The organism is Amycolatopsis oliviviridis, from assembly GCF_014654365.1.
Classification (GTDB): Bacteria; Actinomycetota; Actinomycetes; order Mycobacteriales; family Pseudonocardiaceae; genus Amycolatopsis; species Amycolatopsis oliviviridis.
Genome location: NZ_BNAY01000006.1, coordinates 320,735 through 345,240, shown reverse-complemented (window position 1 = coordinate 345,240; position 24,506 = coordinate 320,735). Strand labels below are relative to the sequence as shown.

The 24,506-nt window shown below is 69.2% G+C and carries 24 protein-coding genes and 2 pseudogenes; 17 read left to right on the top strand and 9 right to left on the bottom strand.

All coding sequences use genetic code 11. The annotated features are described in order from the left end of the window. Positions 1-133: 133 nt before the first annotated feature. From tsaB to tsaD, 3 genes are read left to right on the top strand one after another with little or no spacing between them, the layout of a single operon-like run. Positions 134-793 carry a tRNA (adenosine(37)-N6)-threonylcarbamoyltransferase complex dimerization subunit type 1 TsaB gene (tsaB, locus tag IE302_RS26865; protein WP_191257232.1) on the top strand — a complete coding sequence of 220 codons (660 nt, stop codon included), beginning with the start codon at positions 134-136 and terminating at the stop codon, positions 791-793. After that, a complete protein-coding gene (rimI, locus tag IE302_RS26860; protein WP_191257231.1) occupies positions 790-1,269 on the top strand; it encodes a ribosomal protein S18-alanine N-acetyltransferase in 480 nt (159 codons plus the stop codon). The genes tsaB and rimI overlap by 4 nt, the downstream gene beginning before the upstream one ends. Beyond that, on the top strand, positions 1,269-2,315 hold the full coding sequence (tsaD, locus tag IE302_RS26855; RefSeq protein ID WP_191257230.1) for a tRNA (adenosine(37)-N6)-threonylcarbamoyltransferase complex transferase subunit TsaD: 1,047 nt from the start codon (positions 1,269-1,271) through the stop codon (positions 2,313-2,315). Before rimI ends, tsaD begins: the two co-directional genes overlap by 1 nt. Here tsaD and wecB read toward each other — a convergent pair. The 3 genes from wecB to IE302_RS26840 form a co-directional block, all read right to left on the bottom strand. Continuing rightward, positions 2,312-3,463 carry a non-hydrolyzing UDP-N-acetylglucosamine 2-epimerase gene (gene wecB / locus IE302_RS26850; RefSeq protein ID WP_191257401.1) on the bottom strand — a complete coding sequence of 384 codons (1,152 nt, stop codon included), beginning with the start codon at positions 3,461-3,463 and terminating at the stop codon, positions 2,312-2,314. The genes tsaD and wecB overlap by 4 nt on opposite strands. A 105-nt stretch (positions 3,464-3,568) precedes the next feature. Further along, on the bottom strand, positions 3,569-3,748 hold the full coding sequence (locus IE302_RS26845; protein ID WP_191257229.1) for an LAXTG motif-containing small protein: 180 nt from the start codon (positions 3,746-3,748) through the stop codon (positions 3,569-3,571). 21 nt (positions 3,749-3,769) lie between these two features. Then, on the bottom strand, positions 3,770-4,546 hold the full coding sequence (locus tag IE302_RS26840) for a choice-of-anchor protein CoaP (RefSeq protein ID WP_191257228.1): 777 nt from the start codon (positions 4,544-4,546) through the stop codon (positions 3,770-3,772). A gap of 427 nt (positions 4,547-4,973) precedes the next feature. Between IE302_RS26840 and xrtP the strand changes: the two genes are divergently transcribed. Further along, a complete protein-coding gene (gene xrtP / locus IE302_RS26835) occupies positions 4,974-5,477 on the top strand; it encodes an exosortase P (protein WP_191257227.1) in 504 nt (167 codons plus the stop codon). Then, complete coding sequence (locus tag IE302_RS26830; RefSeq protein ID WP_191257226.1) at positions 5,477-6,865, top strand: XrtP-associated glycosyltransferase; 1,389 nt, start codon at positions 5,477-5,479, stop codon at positions 6,863-6,865. Before xrtP ends, IE302_RS26830 begins: the two co-directional genes overlap by 1 nt. Positions 6,866-6,915: 50 nt before the next feature. Here IE302_RS26830 and IE302_RS26825 read toward each other — a convergent pair whose 3' ends face one another. After that, positions 6,916-8,811 (bottom strand): N-acetylmuramoyl-L-alanine amidase, encoded by a 1,896-nt coding sequence (locus IE302_RS26825; RefSeq protein ID WP_191257225.1) that lies wholly within the window; start codon positions 8,809-8,811, stop codon positions 6,916-6,918. A gap of 179 nt (positions 8,812-8,990) precedes the next feature. On the opposite strand from IE302_RS26825, the gene IE302_RS26820 reads away from it, so the two are divergent. Continuing rightward, positions 8,991-9,653, top strand: a complete 663-nt coding sequence (locus tag IE302_RS26820; protein WP_191257224.1) for an HAD family hydrolase — start codon at positions 8,991-8,993, stop codon at positions 9,651-9,653. A 34-nt stretch (positions 9,654-9,687) separates the two neighbouring features. Here the strand turns inward: IE302_RS26820 and IE302_RS43095 are convergent, their stop codons facing one another. After that, complete coding sequence (locus IE302_RS43095) at positions 9,688-9,816, bottom strand: hypothetical protein (protein ID WP_268246781.1); 129 nt, start codon at positions 9,814-9,816, stop codon at positions 9,688-9,690. Between the two features lie 30 nt (positions 9,817-9,846). Then, a pseudogene (locus IE302_RS43275) lies at positions 9,847-10,355 on the bottom strand (UbiA family prenyltransferase). 348 nt (positions 10,356-10,703) lie between these two features. Here IE302_RS43275 and groES point away from each other — a divergent pair. Further along, complete coding sequence (gene groES / locus IE302_RS26810; protein WP_007031106.1) at positions 10,704-10,997, top strand: co-chaperone GroES; 294 nt, start codon at positions 10,704-10,706, stop codon at positions 10,995-10,997. A gap of 100 nt (positions 10,998-11,097) precedes the next feature. Beyond that, complete coding sequence (gene groL, locus IE302_RS26805; protein ID WP_191257223.1) at positions 11,098-12,711, top strand: chaperonin GroEL; 1,614 nt, start codon at positions 11,098-11,100, stop codon at positions 12,709-12,711. Between the two features lie 392 nt (positions 12,712-13,103). Here groL and IE302_RS26800 read toward each other — a convergent pair whose 3' ends face one another. Continuing rightward, positions 13,104-13,406 carry a WhiB family transcriptional regulator gene (locus IE302_RS26800; RefSeq protein ID WP_037335869.1) on the bottom strand — a complete coding sequence of 101 codons (303 nt, stop codon included), beginning with the start codon at positions 13,404-13,406 and terminating at the stop codon, positions 13,104-13,106. Between the two features lie 248 nt (positions 13,407-13,654). Here IE302_RS26800 and IE302_RS26795 point away from each other — a divergent pair, with 248 nt between their 5' ends. From IE302_RS26795 to IE302_RS26775, 5 genes and pseudogenes are all read left to right on the top strand, one after another. Further along, positions 13,655-14,569, top strand: coding sequence for a MerR family transcriptional regulator (locus IE302_RS26795; protein WP_191257400.1), 915 nt, complete (start codon positions 13,655-13,657; stop codon positions 14,567-14,569). Between the two features lie 9 nt (positions 14,570-14,578). Continuing rightward, a complete protein-coding gene (locus IE302_RS26790) occupies positions 14,579-15,418 on the top strand; it encodes a hypothetical protein (RefSeq protein ID WP_191257222.1) in 840 nt (279 codons plus the stop codon). 140 nt (positions 15,419-15,558) lie between these two features. Then, positions 15,559-16,155, top strand: a pseudogene (locus tag IE302_RS26785) (response regulator transcription factor). A gap of 382 nt (positions 16,156-16,537) precedes the next feature. Further along, entirely contained in the window at positions 16,538-17,110 is a 573-nt protein-coding gene (locus tag IE302_RS26780) for a sigma-70 family RNA polymerase sigma factor (protein WP_026467317.1), read from the top strand. Beyond that, positions 17,111-18,058, top strand: coding sequence for an anti-sigma-D factor RsdA (locus IE302_RS26775; protein WP_191257221.1), 948 nt, complete (start codon positions 17,111-17,113; stop codon positions 18,056-18,058). 75 nt (positions 18,059-18,133) lie between these two features. Here IE302_RS26775 and IE302_RS26770 read toward each other — a convergent pair whose 3' ends face one another. Next, complete coding sequence (locus IE302_RS26770; protein ID WP_005166667.1) at positions 18,134-18,520, bottom strand: DUF5319 domain-containing protein; 387 nt, start codon at positions 18,518-18,520, stop codon at positions 18,134-18,136. A 135-nt stretch (positions 18,521-18,655) separates the two neighbouring features. On the opposite strand from IE302_RS26770, the gene guaB reads away from it, so the two are divergent. The 3 genes from guaB to IE302_RS26755 all read left to right on the top strand — a co-directional run bounded on the left by guaB (position 18,656) and on the right by IE302_RS26755 (position 22,039). After that, positions 18,656-20,167 carry an IMP dehydrogenase gene (gene guaB / locus IE302_RS26765; RefSeq protein WP_191257220.1) on the top strand — a complete coding sequence of 504 codons (1,512 nt, stop codon included), beginning with the start codon at positions 18,656-18,658 and terminating at the stop codon, positions 20,165-20,167. Between the two features lie 81 nt (positions 20,168-20,248). Then, positions 20,249-20,734, top strand: a complete 486-nt coding sequence (locus tag IE302_RS26760) for a DUF3574 domain-containing protein (RefSeq protein WP_191257219.1) — start codon at positions 20,249-20,251, stop codon at positions 20,732-20,734. A gap of 171 nt (positions 20,735-20,905) precedes the next feature. Then, positions 20,906-22,039: a GuaB3 family IMP dehydrogenase-related protein gene (locus tag IE302_RS26755; RefSeq protein ID WP_005166670.1), complete on the top strand. Its 1,134-nt coding sequence runs from the start codon at positions 20,906-20,908 to the stop codon at positions 22,037-22,039. A gap of 120 nt (positions 22,040-22,159) precedes the next feature. On the opposite strand, the gene IE302_RS26750 is transcribed toward IE302_RS26755, so the two are convergent. Further along, positions 22,160-22,717 carry a DinB family protein gene (locus IE302_RS26750; RefSeq protein WP_191257218.1) on the bottom strand — a complete coding sequence of 186 codons (558 nt, stop codon included), beginning with the start codon at positions 22,715-22,717 and terminating at the stop codon, positions 22,160-22,162. 73 nt (positions 22,718-22,790) lie between these two features. On the opposite strand from IE302_RS26750, the gene IE302_RS26745 reads away from it, so the two are divergent. Continuing rightward, the gene (locus IE302_RS26745; protein WP_191257217.1) at positions 22,791-24,497 is read left to right on the top strand and encodes a GMC oxidoreductase; all 1,707 of its coding nucleotides are present in this window, start codon (positions 22,791-22,793) and stop codon (positions 24,495-24,497) included. Positions 24,498-24,506 lie beyond the last annotated feature (9 nt).

Below are 24,506 nucleotides of genomic sequence, written 5' to 3'. Positions count from 1 at the left end.
CGGGAGGATCGGGGCCCGCCGGATCGCGATTAGGGGGCTAAAGTCGCTCCGGCGCTGGGGGAGCGGGGCCGGCACCGGATCACGGTTAGCCCGCGAAACGCGATCCGGGGCGTGGGTCGTAGGCTGGGTAACCGTGCTGGTACTGGCCATCGACACCTCGACCCCGGCGGTCACCGCGGGCCTCGTCGCCCTGGACGGCGACGCCCTCGAGTCACGCGGCGACCGCGTCACGGTCGACCCGCGCGCGCACGGCGAGCTGATCACGCCCCACGCCCTCGAAGCCGTCAAGGCCGCGGGCGTCACGCTTCGCGACCTCGACGCCATCGTCTGCGGCGTCGGCCCCGGCCCCTTCACCGGCCTCCGCGCCGGCATGGCCACCGCCGCGTCGCTCGCCCACGCCCTCGGCATCCCTGCCCATCCGGTCTGCAGCCTCGACGCGATCGCCGCCGACGTCGCCCCCGGCGAAGCGCCCTTCCTCGTCCTCACCGACGCGAGGCGCCGCGAGGTCTACTGGGCCGCGTACGCCGCCGACGGCTCCCGCACTGACGGCCCGCACGTCCAGCGGCCCGCCGACCTCGAGACGACCATCAAGGTCGCGGCGGGTGACGGCGCCCTCCTTTATGCGGACGCCCTCGGCGTCCGGCCGATCGAGCCGCGCTTCCCGTCACCGCTCGGACTGGTCAAAGCCGCTCGCGAGGACTTCCAAAGTGAACCCGCCCCGCTCACCCCGCTCTATCTCCGCCGTCCGGACGCCGTCGAACCGGCCGCGCGCAAGAAGGTGACCACGCCGTGAGGCTGGAACCCTTACGCCGCAAGGATATTCCCCGCTGTGTCGAGATAGAGAAGATCCTCTTCCCCGGCGATTCGCCGTGGACCGCCTACGCCTTCCACGCGGAACTCGACGGCGGCGGTTACTACCTGGTCGCCCGCCCGGAGGAAAGCGACGAGGTCATCGGTTACGCCGGACTCGCCGTCGTCGGCCGCCGCGGCGACTACGAGGCGAGCGTCCACACGATCGGCGTCGATCCCGGCCACCAGCGCGAAGGTATCGGCACCATCCTGCTCAAGGCACTCCTCGCCCGCGCCGACGAACTCGCCGCGCCGGTCTTCCTCGAAGTCCGCACCGACAACGACGCGGCGATCACGCTCTACGAGCGGCACGGTTTCGAACGCGTCGGCCTCCGGAAGCGCTATTACCAGCCCTCCGGCGCCGACGCCTACACGATGGCCCGTCCGCGGGCCCAGGTCCGAGACGAGGTGGCGGGCTGATGCCGCGCATCATCATGGGCATCGAGAGTTCGTGCGACGAGACCGGCGTCGGTCTCGTCCGCCTGCACGACGACGACACGGTCGAACTCCTCGCCGACGAGGTCGCCTCCAGCGTCGATCAGCACGCCCGCTTCGGCGGCGTCGTGCCCGAGGTCGCCAGCCGCGCGCACCTGGAGGCGATGGTCCCGACGGTCGAGCGGGCCTTCGAAAAGGCCGGGCTGAAACTGTCCGATGTGGACGCCATCGCGGTGACCGCCGGACCCGGTCTCGCCGGCGCGCTCCTGGTCGGCGTCGCCGCCGCCAAGGCCTACGCCGCCGCGCTCGACATCCCGCTCTACGGTGTCAATCACCTGGCCGGGCACATCGCCGTCGACACGCTCCAGCACGGCCCGTTGCCGGAGCGCTGCCTCGCCTTGCTCGTCTCGGGCGGGCATACGCAATTGCTGCTGGTGGACGACATCGCGTCCGAGATCACCGAACTCGGGTCCACTGTGGATGATGCGGCGGGCGAGGCCTACGACAAGGTCGCTCGCGTCCTTGGTCTCCCGTATCCCGGCGGCCCGCCCATCGACAAGGCCGCCAAGAACGGCGACGGCAAGGCCATCGCGTTCCCGCGCGGCATGACCGGACCGCGTGACGCCAAGTTCGATTTCTCCTTCTCCGGCTTGAAAACCGCCGTCGCGCGCTGGGTCGAAGGCGCCGAGCGCCGCGGCGAGGAGATCCCCGTCGACGACGTCGCCGCGTCGTTCCAGGAGGCCGTCGCCGACGTTCTCACGCTGAAGGCGATCCGGGCGGCCAAGGAACACGGTGTCGACACGCTGGTGATTTCCGGTGGCGTGGCGGCGAATTCGCGATTGTCCGAACTCGCCGCCGAGCGCTGCGCGGAAGCCGGGATCACCCTGCGGGTCCCGCGGCCGCGGCTGTGCACCGACAACGGCGCGATGATCGCCGCGCTCGGCGCGCACGTGGTCGCCGCCGGACGTCCGCGGGCGTCGCTCGACTTCTCCGCGAATCCGGCGCTGCCGGTCCAGATCGTCTCGATCTAGCGCGTTTCGGCGGCGGTGCGCGGCGCCGGGGCGAGGTTGAGCAGTTCCTCCAGCGCCGCCACCGCCAGCGCGGCGGCATTGCCGTCGCCGTAAGGGTTTCCGGCGTGCGTCGGATGGAGATCGCCGCGCAGGATCTTCGCCGCGGTGTCGGCGATGAGGCCGGTGTCCGTTCCGACCAGCCAGGCGCAGCCCGCCTCGATGGCTTCGCGTCGCTCGGTGACGTCGCGGAGCACGAGGACGGGCGTGCCGAAGGTCGGCGCTTCCTCTTGAATACCACCGGAATCGGTCAGGACGAGCTCGGCGAGCCGCAGCGCTCGCACGAGATCGGGATACTCGAGCGGCTCGGTGATCGTCACCCGCGGCGTCCCGCCGAGCGCGGTCACGACCTGCTCCCGCACGGCCGGATTCGGGTGCACCGGGAACAACACCTGGACGTCGCTGTGCTCCGCGACGATCAGTTCGATGGCCGCGAGGGTCCGGCTCAGCGGCTCGCCCCAGGACTCCCGCCGGTGCGATGTCACGAGGACGAGACGTTCGCCCGCTTCGGCGATCTCCATCTCCAGCAACGCGAGCGCGGTGTCCCTCGCCGGGAGATCACGCTCGGCGATCGCGATCACGGCGTCGACGACGGTGTTGCCGGTGACGGTGATCCGTTGGCGTGGAACACCTTCCGTGCGCAGCGCGGCCGCGGCGCCCGGGGTCGGCGCGAGGTGCAGGGCGGCGACGCGTGAGATCATCTGCCGCGCGCCCTCCTCGGGGAACGGCGCGGCGAGGTCGTGCGTGCGCAGTCCCGCTTCCAGGTGCACCACCGGGATGCCCAGCCAGAACGCGGCGAGCGCGCCCGCCAGTCCCGTCGTCGTGTCGCCTTGGACGACGACCGCCGACGGCGCGACCCTGCGCAGCACCTGGTCGAGTGCGGGGAGCAGCCCGGAAACCAGTTCCGCCTGGGCACCGGTGGTCCTGGGCGGGATGTCGAGCCAGGCGTCGACCGGCAGGCCGAACGGGATCAGCGCCTGCTCGACCATGCCTTGATGCTGTCCACTGTGGACGACGAAGGGCCGCAGGTGCGGATGCTCCGCCAGCGCCAATGCCAACGGAGCGAGCTTGACCGCCTCCGGCCGGGTCCCGGCCAGCAACATCACATCCACGCGTTCGCGCTCCTCATCCACGAGTTCGAGTGTCCCGCACAACGCGGGTGGTGGCCGCCGGCGTGCGAGGGGCCCACGCCGGCGGCCGTTCTGTCCGGGGGAGCGTCAGCTCCCCGTCCGGCCGAGCCGTTTCGTGCGGCGGTAGCCGGCGACGACCGCGATGGTTCCGAGAACCAGCAGGATCACGCCGACCGCCAGCCACCAGCCGACATCGGCCCCGGTGGCGGCGAGGGCACCCACTCCGCCACCGGCGACACCGACCCCGGCGCCAGGCAACTTGTACATCCGGACCTCACCTAATCCTGGTCAGGCGCTGGTCGCCGGTCGACGCCCGCGCACGACGCGGATCCCGACCGGGATGGCGACGGCACCGAGCAGACCGAGACCGATCCAAAGGCCGGCACCCGACGCGAGCGGCACGGGCAGGCCCGCCGGACCACAGGTGGCCGACGAGACGATCACGTCGCCGGAGCCGATCGGCGTGAGCGCGTCGCCGGCCAACTTCACGTGGATCGCGTTGACAGTAAGGCTGCCGTCGCTGTTCTTGATCTGCTCGTTCAGGATGATCGTCGCAACGTTGATGGCGCCGAGACCAACCTTGACCTGGGTGTTCGGTGCGGGAGTGGAGTCGACGGCGCCCGCGCTGCCGAGGTTCGCCCCGACCAGGTTCGTCGCGCCCTGCACACCCTTCTGGGTCGCGGTGCAGGTGGCTTCGACGGCCTTGGCACCGACGGTGCCGAGGGCGCCCTTGAGCAGCGGCAGACCGACATCGGCGGTGCTGGCCTTGGCCGTCACGGCACCGGAGTTGTCGTCCCGCTTGGCTTCGGTGTTGATCGCGCCGGCGGTGAGAATCCCGGTGAGATCCGCCTTCGCGAGGCTGTTGGTGGTCGGCCCGGAGGTCTTCGCTTCGGCGAGCGGTCCTGCCTTCACCGCGTCGAGGCCGAGGAGTTTCACATCGACCTTGACGCCATACGCGGAGCCGTCGCCGGGGGCCGCCGAGGCGGGCACCGCACCGGCGAGAGCCACGCTCGCCACCACAGCGGCGAGCAGTCCGCCTCGTCGCAAGAGGTGCGTGTTCTTCAACTGGTCCTCCGAATTGATTCGTGGGGTTTTCTTTCATCTGCGGTCGGCACGTGGGCACAACCGGTGCGGACGAATCCTCAGCTGGCCAGACTCGGCTCGCGGATCGTCTATCGCCGAGTGTTTCTCAAATTGAACCGAAAATTGCCAGGATCACCGGATCGGGTGGTTCTCCGAGCGTTGTCCGCAGGTCGTCGAGAACGTCACTCTTTCGGCCTAGTCAGTTTTTCCACGATCGTGCCGAAAGGGGTCGTGATCACGTTGTGAATGCGAACCCCGGCCGAAAGGACTGGTTCTCGCTGACTTACTCTCGTCGGCGAGGTCCCTGTCCGCTTCGCTGAATCCCGTCGTCTGCTGCGCCTTTCCTGAGAGGGTCATCGTGGCCGTTGCGAGCGCTCCTTTGCCGAGTTCCAGTCGGTTCCAGCTGCGTATGGCGGTGCTGGCGGTGATCGCCACGGCGGTCGGTCTGGTGCTGGCCGAACGGCTGTATCGGGTTTTCGAGGTGCAGCTTTCGGGGTTGATACTGAGGGTTGTCACCTCATCGGGTGTCTTTGTCGCCGGTGAGCGCGAGACTGTCTACTTTGGGTTGTCGGGCGATACTCCACTCGGGTTACGAATGACGCCGGAATGCTCTTCGGCATTCATGTTGCTGCCGTTGCTCTTGGTGACCGCGGTCATGTTGTATTTCCGCCCGAAGAATGCGAAGAGGTTGTTCTTCTCGCTGGCGATTTCGGCGGCGGTGGTCATTCTTGTCAATCAGATGAGGGTTTTGGCGATCGTCGGCCTCGTGAACGTGATGGGTATCGACGAAGGTTATTACTGGGGTCACACCCTGCTCGGTTCGATGGTCAGCGTCCTCGGTGGCGCGATCGCCCTCGTGCTGTTCGTCTGGCTGAGCACCCGGAAACCCCGGGCCGAGCGAGAGGCCGCCTGATGGGCAGCGGTTCGATCAAGATCCTGCTCGCGATCACCCAGGCGTTCGCGCTGACCATGAGCGTCGCGTTCATCGTGTACGTGGTCGTGATCGTCGTGCCGTACCTGCGGCGCAAACCCGCGCCCGTCGGCGACGCGACCGACTTCACCTGGCATTTCTTCGTCCCGTGCCGGGACGAGCAGACCGTCATCCGCGAAACGGTGCGGTACCTGCGCTCGACGTTCCGGCATGCGCACGTCTGGGTCGTCGACGACGACTCAGAGGACCGCACGGCCCGGGTCGTCAAGTCGATCTGGCGGCGCAACGGCGGCTACGACCCGTATCTGCACCTCGTTCCCCGGCGGCGCCCGGAAGCGAGGACGGGCAAGGGCGACGCGCTCAACGCCGCTTATCAGGCGCTCAACTTCTGGATGGGCCCGGACGCGAGCCGTGACGACGTGGTCGTCGTGGTCGTCGACGCGGACGGCCGCCCGGCGGAGAACTGCCTCGAAGTGTGCGCCGCGGACCACCTGTTCGGCGACGAGACCATCGGCGCGGTGCAACTCGACGTCTGGATGGGCAACGCCGACAGCCGCCCGCCGGGGAGGAACTGGTTCTCCCGCGCTTTCGGGCTGAAACTGGCTCAACTGCAGGATCTCGAGTTCCGCACGGCCATCGCCGCGATCCAGACCTCGCGCGGGTTCACCGGCACGATCTCCATGGGCGGCAACGGCCAGTTCACGCGACTGTCCGCCTTGGACTCGATCGCCGGCGACGACGAACAGCCGTGGCGCGGTTCGCTGCTGGAGGATTTCGAACTCGGCGTGCACCTGCTGACCGCGGGCTGGCGGACCGGGTACACACCGGATTCCCATGTGAAGCAAGAAGGCCTGTACAGCCTGCGGCGATTCCTGGTGCAGCGCACGCGCTGGGGCCAGGGCACCATGCAGTGTTCGCGGTACCTGCGGCGGATCTGGGATTCGCCGCACGTGAGCACGCTGGGCGCGGCGGAGATGATGTACTACCTCGCGCAACCGTGGATGCAGCTGCTCGGCTCGCTGCTGTACCCGATCCCGTTCATCCTGCTGCTCTTCACCACCGCCGGGGATCCGGCGCAGGTGTGGACCTGGTTCGCCGACGACGGCGCGTGGATCCTGTTCGCGATCTACGGCTCGTTCGGGCTGCTGCCGTTCATCGTGTGGGGCCCGATCTACCAGTTCAAATGCCTGAAGAGCCGCAATCTCCTGCGCGGGCTCGGGATGGGTTTCGCCTACGCGCTCTACATCTACACGTTCTACATCACGTCGTGGCGGGCGCTGTTCCGCCTGGTCCGCGGCCGGAACGGCTGGTCGAAGACGCGGCGGAACACCGAGCACGCCCCCGGCGTCAAGGTCGCCCTGGACTCCTGACCCGCGCCCGGATCGCGTTTAGCCCGCTGAACGCGATCCGGGGCGGGAGGTCAGAAGGCGGGCAGGATCCGGACGTCGTCCGCCTTCACGAAGGCGATGCGGTGCCCGAACTGGATCTGCACGTACCGCGTCTTGCCCTTCACGACCACGTGGTTCGCCGGGTCGAACGTCGTCGCCGAGTAGTACTCGGAGCCGACCACGTTGCCGAGTGAGTACCGCTGCCCGGCCGGGAACGTGTACGGCAGCGGGACGACCTGCTGCACCGGCACGTTCGCCGGGTACGCCTCCGCCTCGGGATACGCGCGCCCGAACACCGGGACGGTCGCCAGACCGGGCTTCGGGGTGACGACCAGGCCGAACGCCGGGCTCGTCGTACGCGCGTCGCGGAACCAGCCCTTCTGGCCGAGGTACCAGATCGCCGTCCAGCCGTCACGCCGCTCGGCGACCACGTACCGCTGGCCGGTCTCCGCCCGGCTACCGATGTCGGAGACGTCCATCGTGCTCGCCGAACCGTCCGGGCGCAGGCCGATGTCCTTGAGCAGCGGTGCCGAGTCGTTCGGCTCGCTCCGCAGCACGACCGAACCGGAACCCCTTGCCGGGCAAGGCTTTCCGGCGCCCTCGCAGCCGATGAACGCGGGCTGGTTCGTGGCGAAGTCCGGCGTGATGGTCACCAGCGGCGAACCGGGACGGCCGAAGCCCGTCAGCGGCGCGCCCATCAGGTCGAAGTAGTGCGACCAGTCCCAGTACGGGCCTGGATCCCAGTGCATGCCCTTGATCGTCGAGGGGATCGTGCCCGGGACGTTGTCGTGGCCGATGATGTGCGCGCGGTCGAGCGGGACGTCGTACTTCCGCGCGAGGTAGCCGACGAGCTTCGCGGAGGTGCGGTACATCGCCTCCGTGTACCAAGTGCCCTTCGCGGCGAAGCCCTCGTGCTCGATGCCGACGGACTTCGCGTTGACGTACCAGTTGCCGGCGTGCCAGGCGACGTCCTTGGTCGGCACGTGCTGCGCGATCTGGCCGTCGGACGAGCGGATCGTGTAGTGCCAGCTCACGTACGTCGGGTCCCGGACGAGGTCCATCGCCGTGTTCCAGTAGCCCTCGGTGTCGTGGATGACGATGTACTCGACCTTCTGGCTCTTCGGCCGGTCCGCTTTGTCGTGGTTGCCGTAGTCGTTGTTCGGCAGCTCCTGGTACGGCGCCGGCACCGAAAGGCACGAGACCTTCTTCGGGCACTCCGTCTTCGGGTCTTCCGCCTGAACGCGGGCGGGGCTCACCGGAGTGGCGGCGAGGGCGACGCTCTGGCCGTCGTCGGTCTTGCGGCTGACGCCCTTGGAGATCGTGTCGAAGACTTCGTCGGCGAAGGACCTTGCCCCCGCTTCGTCCTTCGCGCCGCTGTAGCGCGCGACGGCGTCGTACCAGTCGCCGGCTTCGCGTTGGTACTTCGCCAGGAGAGCGGCGCCACCGCGGATGTTCTGCGTGGGGTTCGTGCGCAGCGTCGCGACGTCCTGGCCGATCAACGAGGAGGCCTCGTCGATGGTCTGGAGGCCGGGCGGGGGAGGCTTCGGCGCCGGTGTCACGGGGAGTTTCGCCCGGCGGGCGTCGTCGCCGCGCGGGTCCTCCCCGCCTTCGTCATGATGCGTGCCTGCGCCCGCTTCGCGCAGGTCGGTCAGGTGCATCGGGCCGTAACCGGCGGAGGTGCTCGGGGTTCCGGCGTTGAAGTCCCAGCGCGACTCCAGGAAGGAGACGCCGAGCAGGACGTGCTCGGGGACGCCGAACTCCCGCGCGGCGGCCGCGAAGTCCCGCTGCCGCTGCTGATCCGCCGGAGCGGCTTCGGCGGGGACGGCGGCGAGGAGACCGGCGGCGAGGGTGAGGACCGCGAGCCCGGCGGTCCGTTTGGACCGGCGCCGGAGCGGTTCGAGGGTGACGGGACGGAAGGGACGCGGCATGGGCGTTTACCCCCAGTGACTAGGTCTGCTGAACAGGACCGACCCCAATGGTCGGAACCTAACCAGAAACCCGCCTCTTCCGTAAGGTCCCTCCAGATCGCGATTAGGGGGCGAAACGCAGGTCGGCCGGCGGGAGCGCGATTAGGGGGCTAAACGCAGGTCGGTGGCAAGGTGGAGGCATGCCTGGGGTGAAGGAGCTTCTGCAGGAGAAGGACCACGTCTTCCTCGATTTCGACGGTCCGGTGTGCGATGTGTTCGCCAAGCTGACGGCGAGCGAGGTGGCGGACAGGCTCAAGCGCCTCGTCGAGCCTGATCTGCCCGCGGAGGTGAGTGCTTCCGCCGATCCGTTCGACGTTCTCCGGTACGCGGCCTCGTGTGGTCCGAACGCCGCGTACGTCGTCGAGCGGCAGCTCAGCCGGTTCGAGGGGGAGGCCGTCGCGCAGGTCTCGCCGGCTCCCGGTGCCGCGGAGGTGCTCCGCGAGTGGGTCGCGCAAGGGTTCACGGTGACGATCGTCAGCAACAACTCCGTCGACGCGGTCAGGTCCTTCCTGGGGCTGCACGAACTCGCCGAGTACGTCCGCCGGATCAGTGCCCGGACCACGAGCGATCCTGGGCACTTGAAGCCGCATCCGGCGCTCCTCGACGCCGCGGTGAAGGCTCTCGGCACGTCGCCCGGGCAATGCGTCATGGTCGGCGACTCGGCGGCGGACGTCCTGGCCGCTCGCGACGCCGGTATCGCTTCGGTCGCTCTCGCGACGACGCTCGCCAAGCGCCGGACCCTCGCCGCTCTCCAGCCCGATGCCCTGGTGGGCTCCCTCACCGACCTGCGTTTAGCCCCCTAATCGTGCTCCGGCCGCCCGACCTGCGTTTAGCGGGCTAAACGCGATCTGCCAGCAGCAGGCCCAGGAAGAGCGCCATGCCGACCTGATTGTTGTTCATGAACGCCCGGAAATAGCCGTCGCGCTCGCGTCGCGCGGTCAGCCTGCCCTGGTGGACGAACAGCACGCCCGCGACCACGACGGCGAGATCGAACGTTCAGCCGAGCAACTTCACGCGGCCGATCGCGACCATGAGCGTCAGCATCGCGCCCTGCAAGACGCCGACGGCCAGCCGGTCGTGGCGGCCGAACAGGATCGCCGTGGACTTCACGCCGATCTTCAGATCGTCGTCCCGGTCGACAGTGGCGTACTGCGTGTCGTACGCGACGACCCACAAGAGGTTGGCGATGAACAGGAGCCAGCAAACCGGCGGCAGGGATCCGCCCGAGGCGGCGAAAGCCATCGGGATCGACCAGCCGAACGCCGCGCCAGCACCACCTGCGGTAGATGCGTATAGCGCTTCGCGAACGGATAAGCGCACGCCAGCACCGACGCCACCACCGAGAGCACGACGGTCAGGGAATTGAGCGTCGTCGCCACCAGGAAGGAAAGCAGAACCAGGACACCGAACAGGCAGCGTGCCTCCTTGCCCGCCGCCGCGATCCACAGCGCCCACAGCGTCGGCCACAGAAGCAGCAGCGCGCCGATCGGTTTGTCCGCCCGCATCAGGCGCAGATACACCGACAGCTTGTTCCGCGCGAGGAACAGCGACATCGTTCCTCGCCTCCGGCGTGCCGATCCGAAGGTAGGGGCACCACGGCGCACGCGGTCCGAACTCGCCCTCGATGGCAAGGTGCTGTAATCGGACGGGCACGCGCTGCGGGGCAAGCGCGGGAAAAGGGCCGGTCAGGAGCTCGGGGACAAGGTGATCGGACCCTCCTTGCGAAGCTGGCACTCACATGGCTAGAGTGCTAATTGCACGGCCCGAACACGCCCCGGCACCCGCGACGGCGGGGGTGGTAGGAGCCGTAACTCATCCTGCCAACGCTTTCGACGACCGTGGAGGTCAACCCGGTGAGCGTGAACATCAAGCCGCTCGAGGACAAGATCGTTGTCCAGACGAGCGAGGCCGAGGAGACGACCGCTTCCGGCCTCGTCATCCCCGACACCGCCAAGGAGAAGCCCCAGGAGGGCAAGGTTCTGGCCGTGGGCCCGGGCCGCATCGACGACAAGGGCAACCGCGTCCCGCTCGACGTTTCCGTCGGCGACGTCGTCATCTACTCCAAGTACGGCGGCACCGAAGTGAAGTACAACGGTGAGGACTACTTGATCCTTTCCGCTCGCGACGTGCTGGCCGTCATCAACTGACGTCCGCTCTCAGCGCATGACGCCCCGGGCCCCGCATTGCCGGGGAACGGGGCGTTCGTGTTTTCCGTGCTTTAGAACTGGAAGGTAAGCGGAACAGGCCATGCCCAAGCAGATCAGTTTCGACGAGGACGCTCGTCGCGCGCTCGAGCGCGGGGTGAACAAGCTCGCCGACGCGGTCAAGGTCACCCTCGGCCCGCGTGGTCGCCACGTCGTGCTCGACAAGAAGTTCGGTGGCCCGACCATCACCCTCGACGGCGTCACCGTCGCTCGCGAGATCGAGCTCGACGACCCGTTCGAGAACCTCGGCGCCCAGCTCGCCAAGAGCGTCGCCACCAAGACCAACGACGTCGCCGGTGACGGCACCACGACCGCGACCGTGCTCGCGCAGTCGCTGGTGAAGGTCGGCCTGCGCAACGTCGCCGCCGGTGCCAACCCGACCTCCGTCGGCCGCGGCATCGAGGCCGCCGCGGAGAAGGTCATCGCGGTCCTCAAGGAGAAGGCGACCCCGGTCAAGGGCCGCGACAACATCGCCCAGGTCGGCACCGTCACCTCGCGTGACGCGGCCATCGGCGCCCTGCTCGGCGAGGCCGTCGAGCGGGTCGGCGAAGACGGCGTCATCACGATCGAGGAGTCGTCCACGCTGGCGACCGAGCTCGTGATCACCGAGGGTGTGCAGTTCGACAAGGGTTTCCTGTCGGCGCACTTCGCGACCAACCCGGAGGAGCAGAAGGCGATCCTCGAGGACGCCTACATCCTGCTGGTCCGCGAGAAGATCTCGGCCCTGGCCGACCTGCTCCCGGTGCTGGAGAAGGTCGTCGAGGCGAAGAAGCCGCTGCTGATCATCGCCGAGGACGTCGACGGCGAGGCGCTGTCGACCCTCGTCGTGAACTCGCTGCGCAAGACGATCACCGCCGTCGCGGTCAAGGCGCCGTTCTTCGGTGACCGCCGCAAGGCGTTCCTGGACGACCTCGCGGTCGTCACCGGTGGCGAGGTCATCTCGGCCGAGATCGGGCACAAGCTGTCCGAGACCACGCTCGCCCAGCTGGGCAACGCGCGCCGGATCGTCGTCACCAAGGACGACACCACGCTCGTCGACGGTGCCGGCACCAAGGACGACATCGCGGGGCGCGTCGCGCAGATCCGCAAGGAGATCGAGAACACCGACTCCGACTGGGACCGCGAAAAGCTGCAGGAGCGGCTGGCGAAGCTCGGCGGCGGTGTCGCGGTGATCAAGGTTGGCGCGGCCACCGAGACCGAGCTGAACGAGCGTAAGCACCGCATCGAGGACGCCGTGGCTTCGACCAAGGCGGCCGTCGAAGAGGGCATCCTGCCCGGCGGTGGCTCGGCGCTCGTGCACGCGGTCAAGGAGCTCGACGGTGGCCTCGGCCTCGAGGGCGACGAAGCGACCGGTGTGCGCATCGTCCGCGACGCGCTGTCCGCCCCGCTGTTCTGGATCGCGACCAACGCGGGCCACGAGGGCGCGGTCATCGTGAACAAGGTCCAGGAGCAGAACTGGGGGCACGGCTTCAACGCCGCCACCGGCGAGCTCACCGACCTGCTGGCCGCCGGCATCGTCGACCCGGTCAAGGTGACCCGGTCCGCGGTGGCGAACGCCGCTTCCATCGCCCGGCTCGTGCTCACGACGGAGAGCTCCGTCGTCGAGAAGCCGGCCGAAGAGGAGCCCGCCGCGGCCGGTCACGGCCACGCGCACTAGTTCCACCCTCGAAGCGGGGCGGTACTCCACCCGGAGTGCCGCCCCGCTTTGCTGTCCCGACCCCTGCCCCGCCGGAGCGACTTTCGCGGGCTAACCGCGATCCGCCGGGTTCCCGCACCGACCTGCGTTTCGCGGGCTAATCGCGATCTGGCGGCAGGGGAGTGCGGTCGCGGGCGGAGCGACTTTCGCGGGCTAACCGCGATGCGCTCGGCACGAGCGACACCCAGGGCCGACCTGCGTTTCGCGGGCTAATCGCGATTTGGCGGCGTGGGAGCCCAGGTGCGGGGCGGAGCGACTTTCGCGGGCTAATCGTGACGCGTCCCGGGCCGGGGAAGCGGAAGGGCGGCACCCCACCCGGATGCCGCCCTTCCGCGTTGCCGAACTCGGCTTGATCAGCCGTTCGACATGCTCAATGTGCGCTTGTCCGCCTTGATGATGTGCTCGCGTTCCGATTCCGACAGCCCGCCCCAGATCCCGTACGGCTCGTGCACGGCGAGCGCGTGGTTCCGGCACATGGCCAGCACCGGGCAGGCCAGGCACACGGCTTTGGCCCTCGCCTCGCGGCGGGCTCTGGCCGGCCCGCGTTCGCCGTCAGGGTGAAAGAAGGACGCGCTGTCCATGCCCCGGCACGACCCTTCGAGCTGCCAGTCCCACACATCCGCGTTGGGTCCCGGGAGCCTGCGTGTGTCCGCCATCCTGACCGCCTCCGTCATCCGGTCGAAGCGTTTACCTGCTCTGCTGCGCTGCGGATACTCCATTCGGTGCAACGGCGGTAACGTTAGAAGCGCGCCAATACTTGTTCAAGAGATTCAAGACGATTCAGCCGTTAGGCATCCCCCGGATGTGTGAGCGGTACTTTCCGTTCCGGTTGCCCCCGCCCCGGCCTGCCTGGATATTGGGTCGAGTGGGATCTCGGATCAGCAGTGAAGAACCCACCCTGCCGGTGGCCTCGGTCGCTCGCCGGCTCGGGGTCGCACCGTCCACCCTGCGCACCTGGGACCGTAGATACGGCGTAGGACCGAGCCGCCACACCAACGGCCGTCACCGCCGCTACGGCAGCTCCGACATCGGCCGTCTCGAACTGATGCAGCGCGCGTTGCTCCGCGGCGCCTCGACGGCCGAAGCCGCGAAATACGCGCTCGAACAGATGCCCCGGACGGCCACGGAGATCCCGGAATCCTCCGTGGTCCAAGTGGACGAGCGGACCGCAGCGCCGCCCGCCGAGGATCACGACGTCCCGTCCCGCCTCGCCCGGCGCCTGAGCACGGCCGCGCTCGCGATGGACTTCGGCGCGGTCCAGCGCATGCTCGCCGACACGATCCGCGAGCTCGGCGTCCTGCCCGCCTGGACCGGCGTCGTGTCGCCGGTCCTGACCGCGCTGGGCGCCCGCTGGCGCGGCGTCAGCGCCGGCGCGGAGGTCGAGTACCTGCTCGCCGAATGCGTGTACGCCGCCCTGGTCCGCGCGACACCCGTCCTCCGCGAACCGCGCAACCAGCGGCCGGTCCTGCTGACCTGTGTGCCGGACGAACGCGACAACCTGCCGATGTACGCGCTCGCCGCGGCGCTCGGGTGCCGCCGGATCGGCGCGCAGCTGTTCGGCGCCTCGCTGCCCGCCGAGGTGCTCGCGGTGACGGTCCGCCGCAGTGTCCCGGCGGCGGTCGTGCTGTGGTCGGGACGGCGCGCGACCGCGGACCCGCGCCTGTTCGCCAGGGTGTCCCGCGGCCGTCAGCGCAGCAGGCTGTTCGCCTGCGGCCCGGGCTGGGATCCCGCCACGCTCCCGGACAAGATCGAACTGCTCGGCGAGCTGGCGACGGCCGCCGACCGGATCGAGCACGTTCTTGTCGGTGCGAGGCGATAGAAAGGACCGATGGAAGAGTCCTTGCGGTCCGCCGCGTTCGGTGACGGCGTGCGGCCGCCGAACTCCTTCGCGGTGCCCGCGTCACCTCGCGGACGGTTGCTCGCCGCGATCGGGCTCGGCGCCCGCGGGCGGTACGCGGCGGCGGCCACCATGCTGAACGGGTTGCGCACGAGCGAAGACCCGGTGCTCGCGTCGCTGGCCGCGAGCACGCTGGCGTCGCATCGGCGGCAGCTGGGCGGGCACGCGGCGGCGCTCGTCCTCGACGGCGAGGCGCTCGCGCTGGTGATCGCGGAGCCGCGCGGGGAGCCCGACCCCGACGGCCTGGACGCCGAGGGGGCACGGGCGGACGCCCTCCTCGGTCTCGCGGCGGACAACCTCGGGCGCGGCAGGCTGACCGCCGCCCGGCGGCTGCTGGCGCGTGCGCACGCGCACACCGGCAACTGGCGTAGCCGGACCAGGGCCGGTTGGGTGGGCGCGGAAATCGAACTGGCCGGTAACCTTTCCGGCGCGGCGATCGAACCTGCGGAAATGGCGCTGGAAACGGCTCGGGCCCGGGGCGCGTGTCGGCATGTCGTCAAATCACAGCTTGTACTCGGCGTGACCATCGCGAATGGAAGTTCCGCTGAGCGGGACCGCGCGAAAGCGCTGGTGGAGAGCGCGCGTGAAACCGCCGGGAAATACGAATTCAATTCACTTCTGTGGGTCGCGTGCCTGGTCGCGGCCGACCTGACGGCAGGACACGCCGATGAGTATCGATTCAGAGGGGCCGAACTGTTGCACGCAGTGTTACGGCACGCAGATCCTTGCGGGAGGTGGCTCGCCCGGGAATCTCCGTGGGTCCCCCTCTGAGGGCGTCTAGCCTGTTGGAGGGCCCATTCCGGCAACCGGGCTAAGAAACTTCAAAAAAAGCCACCGGATCGTGTCAAGGTTCGGGCTAAAGCGTCCGATAGGGGAAGTGGAATGTCACCCGGCTGCAGGAAGGAAACCCCGTGACGACGGTCTTGATCTGCGACGACCGACGCAGTGTCCGCGAAGGGCTCACTCGAGTGATGTCCGCGGTCCCAGGGGTCAGTCGCATCGACTGCGTAGCGCACGGTGACGAGCTGCTGGCCCGGTACTCCCGTCAGCCGGTCGACGTCGTGCTGGTCGGTACCCAGCGCGCTGTCCCGACTGGCGTCGAAGCCACCCGGCGGCTCGTCTCGGCGAACCCCCAAGCGAACGTGATCGTGTTCGGCGCCCCGGACGACGCGGGCAGCATCGCCGCCGCGATCGCCGGCGGAGCCCGCGGCTACCTGCGCTGGGACGCCTCGCGTCCCGAGCTGGTCGCCGCACTGGCGCACACGCTCGCCAGCACCTCGGTACCGGCGCCCCGGTAGCCGTCCGACCCCGGTGTCCAGCTCACCGAGCGCGAGCTCCAGGTGCTCCGCGGGATGAGCCAGGGCAAGAGCAACGGGCAGATCGGCCGCGAGCTGTACCTGTCCGAAGACACCGTGAAGACCCATGCGCGCCGCTTGTTCCGCAAGCTCGGCGTGCGGGACCGCGCTCAGGCGGTCGCCCACGGATTCCGCCGTGGACTTGTTTCCTGACAACGCTTTCTTGATTTCGCTGGTTGGATCGCACGACGGGTGACGAACGGGCCGGGGGAGTACCCCTGGCCCGTACCTGTGTTTCCTGTCACGCTTCGCGCTTTTATGCTCACCGCTCGGGCACTCTTGCCCGAGCGCGTCCGCCTCCGGGCGGATCGTCGTACCCCGCTGTGTTCCGGCTCGTCGAAATTTCGACCATGAGCGAAGGGAACCGGCGAAGACCCGGATTTCAGCGTGTTCGCCGAATGGCGGCACGCCGATGACGGCCGTCAACGAAAGGCGGCGGGCCGGGCGGTACGGTAGCTGTCACCGGTAGTGGCCCCCGAAGTCACACGCCGGACTCTTTGCACGCCTATACGTAACACTGGGACTGTTGTCTGCGATGGCCAATGTGGGGGACGGACTGGATGAGCCGGTCGCCGCTGCTGTTGAGGGTGATCCTCAAGCGGTCGAGCGGTTGCTGGCGGCCATCCGTCCTTTGGTAGTGCGGTACTGCCGCGCTCGGGTTGGCAGGCAGGAGCGTTCGTTCGCTTCCGCAGACGACGTTGCTCAGGAGGTGTGTCTCGCGGTGCTCACGGCATTGCCTTCGTACCGTGATCAGGGCCGCCCGTTCCTGGCCTTCGTCTACGGGATCGCCCAGCACAAGGTGGCCGACGCGCATCGCGCCGCGGCCCGCAACCGCGCCGAGCCGGTCGCCGAAGTCCCCGACGAGGTCGAGGGCGGCGTCGGCCCCGAGCAGCGTGCCCTCCAGGGCGAGCTGAACGAGCGCATGTCGCAGCTGCTGCGCGTCCTGCCCGACAAGCAGCGTGAGATCGTGGTCCTGCGCGTGGTCGTGGGATTGTCCGCCGAAGAGACGGCCGAGGCCGTGGGGTCCACCCCCGGCGCCGTCCGGGTGGCCCAGCATCGCGCCTTGGCGCGCCTACGTAAGGTTCTGGCCGCTGAGGAGGTGATCTGAGTGACCGACCGCGACCATCGGTTCTCCCCTGGGACCGATCGTGAACTGACGGCCTTCGAGAGAGGGCTGACGTCCTCCGAAGCCGAGTTCGCCGCTGATCTGTCGGCCGTTCAGGCCGATGACGCGCTGCTCGACGCCCTCGGTGGCTCGGACCCGAAGATGGCCGACGACCTCGGCGATCAGGAGCTCAACGCGCTGCTGCTGGCCTGGCGGCGTGACATCGACAGCGAGCCGCTCGCGGAGCTCGTCGACGTCGACACCGCCGTCGTCACCGTGAAGACCGCCGCGCTCGCCCGCAAACACGGGGGAAGACGCCGGCTGCTGGTCCCGGTGGCCGCCGCCGCGGCCGTCCTGGCCATCGCCTTCGCCGGTACCGGTCTCGCCGCGAAGGACGCGCAGCCTGGTGACACGCTCTGGGGCCTGACCAAGGTGCTTTACGCCGACCACGCCCGGTCGGTCGAGGCCGCCGCCGCGGCCAAACTCGATCTGGAGAAGGCCAACCTCGCGCTCGCCGGCGGGCGCCTCGACGACGCGCGCAAGGCGCTCGACGAGGCGCAGGCCGCGCTGAGCCAGGTGACCGACGACGAAAACCGCGATCAGCTGCTCGAGCAGCACCGCCAGCTGAGTGCCCAGCTGCAGAACCCCGGTCAGCAGCCGCTGCCGTCGGATCAGCAGTCGCCGACGCAGACGCCGGTCGCGACGACTCCGCCGCCCACTCCGCAGCCGACGGCTCCGCCGACGTCGCTGCCCGGAGGCGGCAACCCCGGCACGAGCCTGCCGGGCACCACGACTCCCAGCCCGACCCCGCCGACCTCGTCCAGCGAACCGCCGCCGCCCACGACGTCGACGACTCCGCCTGCCTCGGGCAACGACCCCGGTGGCTCGCGTAACGAGCCGACGCCAGGTGCCGGAGCGCAGGCGCCGGGCGCGGTCCAAGAGACGAACTGACACCCCAGAACGCCGAAAGGGCCTGGTGAGAGAGATCTCACCAGGCCCAGATCGCGTTTAGCGGGCTAAACGCGATCAGTAGGCGCTCTCGTTGGCCGTGACACCGTCCGCGAAGCCGCGGCAGTAGTCCCAGCTCACATAGTCACCGGGGTTCGGATCGAAAGCGGGCTCGTGCGGCCGCATGCGGCCGTCGGCGAGCAGCTGCTCGAGACTGGCGCGCAGCAGATGCCAGTCGTGATAGTGGGGTTCGTCGCATTCACCGCAGTCGACCACGATCCCGCGTACCCCGCGCGGTTCGAGAAGCGCCTGGTAGACGGCGAGATCTGAGAGGTCGGCCAGCAACTCGGTGCGCTCTTCGTCGCTGATCGGCTCGTCCAGCCGGTCGGCGTCGTCGATGAACGCGCGGGCCGGGTCGTCCGGGTCATCCGCGAACGGGTCTGGGGGCAACGCATCTTGCGGCACGCCTGCACGCTACCGGGCGCCCACCCGGGCCGGGCGGCCGCCCGGCCCGGATATCATGAGGGGCAGGCCCCCGCCGTGTTGTCACAAGCCACGGCGGCTCTCATTAGTCACCGCTAGGAAGGCCCTTCGCCTGCTATGACCAGCGACAGCGTCACCGCCCCCGTCCCGAGCAAGTTCGCCATGCTCGGGCTGACCTTCGACGACGTGCTGCTGCTGCCGGCCGAGTCCGATGTGGTGCCCAGTGCGGTCAGCACCCGCACCCGGCTCTCCCGCAACGTCACCCTGAACATCCCGCTGGTCTCCGCCGCCATGGACACGGTCACCGAAGGCCGGATGGCGATCGCCATGGCGCGCCAGGGCGGGATGGGGGTGCTGCAGCGCAACCTGCCGATCGACGACCAGGCGTCCGCCGTCGAGGTCGTGAAGCGTTCCGAAGCGGGCATGGTGACCGATCCGGTCACGTGCTCGCCGGAGGACACCCTCGCCGAGGTCGACGCCCTGTGCGCGCGGTTCCGGATCTCCGGTGTGCCGGTGACGGACGCCGCCGGGACGCTGGTGGGCATCATCACCAACCGCGACATGCGGTTCGAGGTCGACCACACGCGTGCGGTGCACGAGGTGATGACGAAGCCGCCGCTGGTCACCGCGCAGGTCGGGGTCACCGCGGAGGCCGCGCTCGGGCTGCTGCGCCGCCACAAGATCGAGAAGCTGCCGATCGTCGACGGCGCGGGCAAGCTGCGCGGGCTGATCACGGTCAAGGACTTCGTCAAGACCGAGCAGTACCCCAACGCCTCCAAGGACACCAACGGCCGCCTGATCGTCGGTGCCGCCGTCGGTGTCGGGCCGGACGGGCACAAGCGCGCGATGGCGCTGGCCGACGCCGGGGTGGACGTGCTGATGGTCGACACCGCGCACGGGCACTCCCGCGCCGTCGTCGAGACCGTCGCGCTGCTGAAGAAGGAACTGGGCGAAACCGTCGACATCGTCGGTGGCAACGTCGCGACCCGGGCCGGCGCGCAGGCGCTGGTGGAAGCGGGCGCGGACGGGATCAAGGTCGGTGTCGGCCCAGGCTCCATCTGCACCACCCGCATCGTCGCCGGGGTCGGCGTCCCGCAGATCTCCGCGATCTACGAGGCCGACCAGGCGGCCCGCCCGGCCGGGATCCCGGTCATCGGCGACGGCGGCATCCAGTACTCGGGCGACATCGCGAAGGCGATCGCGTCCGGCGCGTCCACGGTGATGCTCGGCAGCCTGCTCGCGGGCACCGCCGAATCGCCCGGAGACCTGATCCTGGTCAACGGCAAACAGTTCAAGACATACCGCGGCATGGGCTCGCTGGGCGCCATGCAGTCGCGCGGCGAGGCGAAGTCCTACTCGAAGGACCGCTACGCCCAGGACGACGTCCTGAGCGAGGACAAACTGGTCCCCGAGGGCATCGAGGGGCGGATCCCGTTCCGCGGGCCGCTCGCGAACGTCGTCCACCAGCTGGTGGGCGGGTTGCGGTCCGGGATGGGCTACGCGGGCGCGTCGACGATCCCCGAGCTGCAGGAGGCGCAGCTGGTGCGGATCACCGCGGCCGGGCTCAAGGAGAGCCATCCGCACGACATCACGATGACCGTCGAGGCGCCGAACTACACCACCCGTTAGTCCGCCCTTGAGGACACTTACCCATCCGGTTCCGTTCCCGGGAGACTTGGTCCGCTGATCAAGTCTCCTGGGAGGAACCGGATGTCTTTTTCGCCTGCGTCGCGCCGGACCGCGCTGGCCGTCTTCGCCGCCGCGGCCCTCGGGCTCGGTGGCGGGGTGGCGGCTTCGGCCGTCCCCAGCGCTTCGGCCGCGCCCGCCACGCCTCAGTCCGTCGAAGCCGCCGGTCTCCAGGCGTCGCCGGGTGAGCTGTGGAAGCGCACCGAGCTGTACTTCGGCACGACGAAGCCGGGTGGCGGGGAGCTGACCGACGCCGAGTTCGCCGCGTTCACCGACAAGGTCGTCACGCCGAGGTTCCCGGACGGGTTCACCGAGCTGACCGGACGCGGCCAGTGGCGTGGTTCGGACGGGGTCGTCTCGCGGGAGAAGTCGAAGGTGATCGTCGTCGTGTACCCGTTCAGCGACCGCGACGCGAACCGCGAGCTCGAAGAGATCCGGACCGCCTACAAGGCCGCCTTCGCGCAGGAATCCGTCCTCCGGACCGACTCCGTGGAGAAGGTCTCCTTCTGACCCACGTGCCCCACCGGCCCCACCCGCGCGACTTTAGCCCCCTAAACGCGAAACGGGTGGGGCGAGTGGGGCTGGTGTGACTTCGGGCCCGGTTCGGGAGCCCCGTCGCAGGTCACCCACGCGGCCTAGCGACAATGGGGTGTAACGGTCGTCGTTGAGAAGGGACTTGACGTGCGGGATCTGGTCGAGATCGGCATGGGCCGCACCGCGCGGCGGGCGTATGACCTCGATGACGTGGAGATCGTGCCGTCGCGGCGCACCCGGTCGTCTTCGGTCGTGTCCACCGCCTGGCAGATCGACGCGTACCGGTTCGAGTTGCCGCTGGTCACGCACCCCACCGACGCGATCGTGTCGCCGGGTACCGCGGTGGCCGTCGGCGAGCTCGGCGGGCTGGGCGTCCTCAACGCCGAAGGGCTCTGGGCCCGGCACCCGAACGTCGAGGAGGCGATCTTCCGCCTCGTCCGGGCCGCCGAAGACACCGAGGACCCGACCGCGATCGTGCGCGAGCTGCAGGAACTGCACTCCGCCCCGATCCGGCTGGACCTGCTGACCGAGGCCATCAAGACCGTCCGCGAGTCCGGCGTCACCGTGGCCGCCCGGGTCAGCCCGCAGCACGCCGCCGAGCTCACGCCGGACCTGCTGGCGGCGGGCGTCGAGATCCTGGTCGTGCAGGGCACGATCATCTCCGCGGAGCACGTCCAGCGTGACGCCGAGCCGCTGGACCTGAAGGACTTCATCGGGCGCCTCGACGTCCCGGTGATCGCGGGCGGCGTCAGCGACTACCGCACCGCGATGCACCTGATGCGCACCGGCGCGGCCGGCGTCATCGTCGGGCACGGCGCGAGCCGCGGCGTGACGAGCACCGACAGCGTGCTCGGGATCGGGACGCCGATGGCGACCGCGATCGTCGACGCCGCCGCCGCGCGCCGGGACTACCTCGACGAGACCGGTGGCCGGTACGTGCACGTGCTCGCCGACGGCGGGATGAGCGTGTCCGGCGACATCGCCAAGGCCATCGCCTGCGGTGCCGACGCGGTCATGCTGGGCGCGCCGCTGGCCGCCGCCTCCGAGGCGCCGGGGCAGGGGCTCTACTGGACGTCGGCGGCCGCGCACCCGTCGCTGCCGCGTTCGCGCGTGGCTCTGGGGCCGGACTACGCCGTCGACCTGAAGACGCTGCTGTTCGGGCCGTCTTCGGACGCTGAGGGCGTCGTGAACCTCTTCGGCGCGCTTCGCCGCGCGATGGCGAAGACGGGCTACTCGGACCTGAAGGAGTTCCAGCGGGTGGGCCTGACCGTCCGCCGCTGACGCTCGCTCCCCGGCCCGGATCGCGTTTAGCCCGCTAAACGCGATCCGGGCCGTTTTGTGCTCAGGTGCCCCAGTGGCCCCAGCAGTCCCAGGCGCCCCTCCAGTTTCGCGTTTAGCCCGCTAAAGTCGCGCGGCGGCCTGGGCGGCGCGTTCGATCTCCGTCCGCCGGGTCTCCCAGTAGGCGGTGTCCTTGCCGGGCGCCTCGACCGTGCCGTCCAGTTGCTCCCGCAGGATGTCGGCGTGCCCGGCGTGCCGGTTGGTCTCGGTGAGAATGTGGACCAGGACGTTGAACAGCTTCACGTCCGGACGCGGCCACCACGGCACATGGCCGGGCGAATCGACGGCGAGGGCGGCGATGGTCGCGTCGGAGTGCTCCCAGACACGCCGGTAGAAGTCCGCGATCTCCTCGCGGGTCTCGTGCTCCGTCGCCCACAGGTCGGTGCCACGCTCGGGGACGGCCTCGGGATACGGCCGGCCGAAGACCTCGCCGAAGTACCGGGCCTCCCACGTCGCCAGATGCTTGACCAGTCCGAGCAGGTTGGTGCCCGTCGAGGTCAGGGGACGGCGGATGTCGTACTCGGACAGCCCGTCGAGCTTCCGCAGCATCGTTTCGCGGATCTCTCGCAGGTCACTGTGCAGGTATTCCTTCGCGAACTCGTCGATCACCGGTCCGAGCATGCACCAGGCGAAAGGTAACCGGCGAGTAACTTACCTCTGGTCAGAAGGGGTGGCCGGGGTTACAGTCGAGGGTGTGACTGCCAGTAACACCACCACTGAAGACGACTTCGACTACGACGTGATCGTCGTCGGTTCCGGGTTCGGCGGCAGTGTCGCTGCCCTCCGCCTGACGGAGAAGGGCTATCGCGTCGCCGTCATCGAGGCGGGCCGTCGCTTCGCCGACGACGAGTTCGCGAAGACGTCCTGGGACCTTCGCCGCTACGTCTGGGCGCCCCAGGTCGGTTGCTTCGGCATCCAGCGCATCCACATGCTCAAGGACGTCATGGTGCTCGCCGGCGCGGGCGTCGGCGGCGGCTCGCTGGTCTACGCGAACACGCTGTACCGCCCGCTGAAGCCGTTCTACGTCGACCCGCAGTGGTCCCACATCACCGACTGGGAGTCCGAACTCGGCCCGCACTACGACCAGGCCAGCCGCATGCTGGGCGTCGTCACCAACCCCAGCGTCACGCCGTCGGACGTCGTGATGAAGGGCGTCGCCGCGGACATGGGCGTCCCGGAGTCGTACCACCCGACCCCGGTCGGCGTGTACTTCGGCAAGCCGGGGGAGCGCAGCGAGGACCCGTACTTCGGCGGCGCGGGCCCGGCGCGCACCGGCTGCACCGAATGCGGCGCCTGTATGACCGGCTGCCGCGTCGGCGCCAAGAACACGCTGGTCAAGAACTACCTCTACCTCGCGGAGAAGGACGGCGCGCAGGTCATCCCGCTCACCACCGTGAGCGCGATCAGCCCGCTGAACGCAGGTGGGTACGAGGTGAGCATCAAGAAGACCGGGACCACCTCGCGGAAGTTCCGGCACAAGCTCACAGCCGCGCAGGTGGTGCTCGCCGCGGGCACCTGGGGCACGCAGAACCTGCTCCACAGCATGCGCGACACCGCCAAGCTGCCGAAGCTCTCGCCGCGGCTCGGCGAGCTGACCCGCACCAACTCCGAGGCCATCATCGGCGCCGCCCGCACCTCGGTCGACGAGGAGCGGAACTTCAGCCGCGGCGTCGCGATCACGTCGTCGATCCACCCCGACGACAACACGCATATCGAGCCCGTCCGCTACGGCAAGGGCAGCAACGCGATGAGCTTGCTCCAGACCATCGCCACCGAAGGCGATTCGGCGGTCCCGCGCTGGCGCCAGGCCGTGAACTTCATGCTCAAGCACCCGGTCCAGACGGTCCGCCTGCTCAACGGCTACCGCTGGAGCGAGCGCACGGTGATCCTGCTGGTGATGCAGAGCCTCGACAACTCCATCACCACCTACACCAAGCCCGGCCTCTTCGGCCGCCGCAAGTACACCTCCAAACAGGGCCACGGCGAGCCGAACCCCAGCTTCATCCCCGCCGGGCACGAGGCCAACCTCCGCACCGCCGAGCGCATCGGCGGGATGGCGGGCGGCACCTGGGGCGAGATCTTCGACATCCCGTTGACAGCGCATTTCATCGGCGGCGCCCCGATCGGCACCGCGGCCGACAACGGCGTGATCGACCCCTACCACCGGGTCTTCAACTATCCCGGTCTGTCCATTGTGGATGGATCGGCGATCACGGCCAACCTCGGCGTGAACCCCTCGCTGACCATCACCGCGCAGGCCGAGCGGGCGTTCTCGTTGTGGCCCAACAAGGGCGAAAAGGACAATCGGCCGTCGCAGGACTCGGCGTACGCCCGCCTGGAGCCGATCGCGCCGAAGAACCCTTCGGTTCCGGCGGACGCGCCCGCCGCGCTTCGGCGGTAGGTTGGGGAT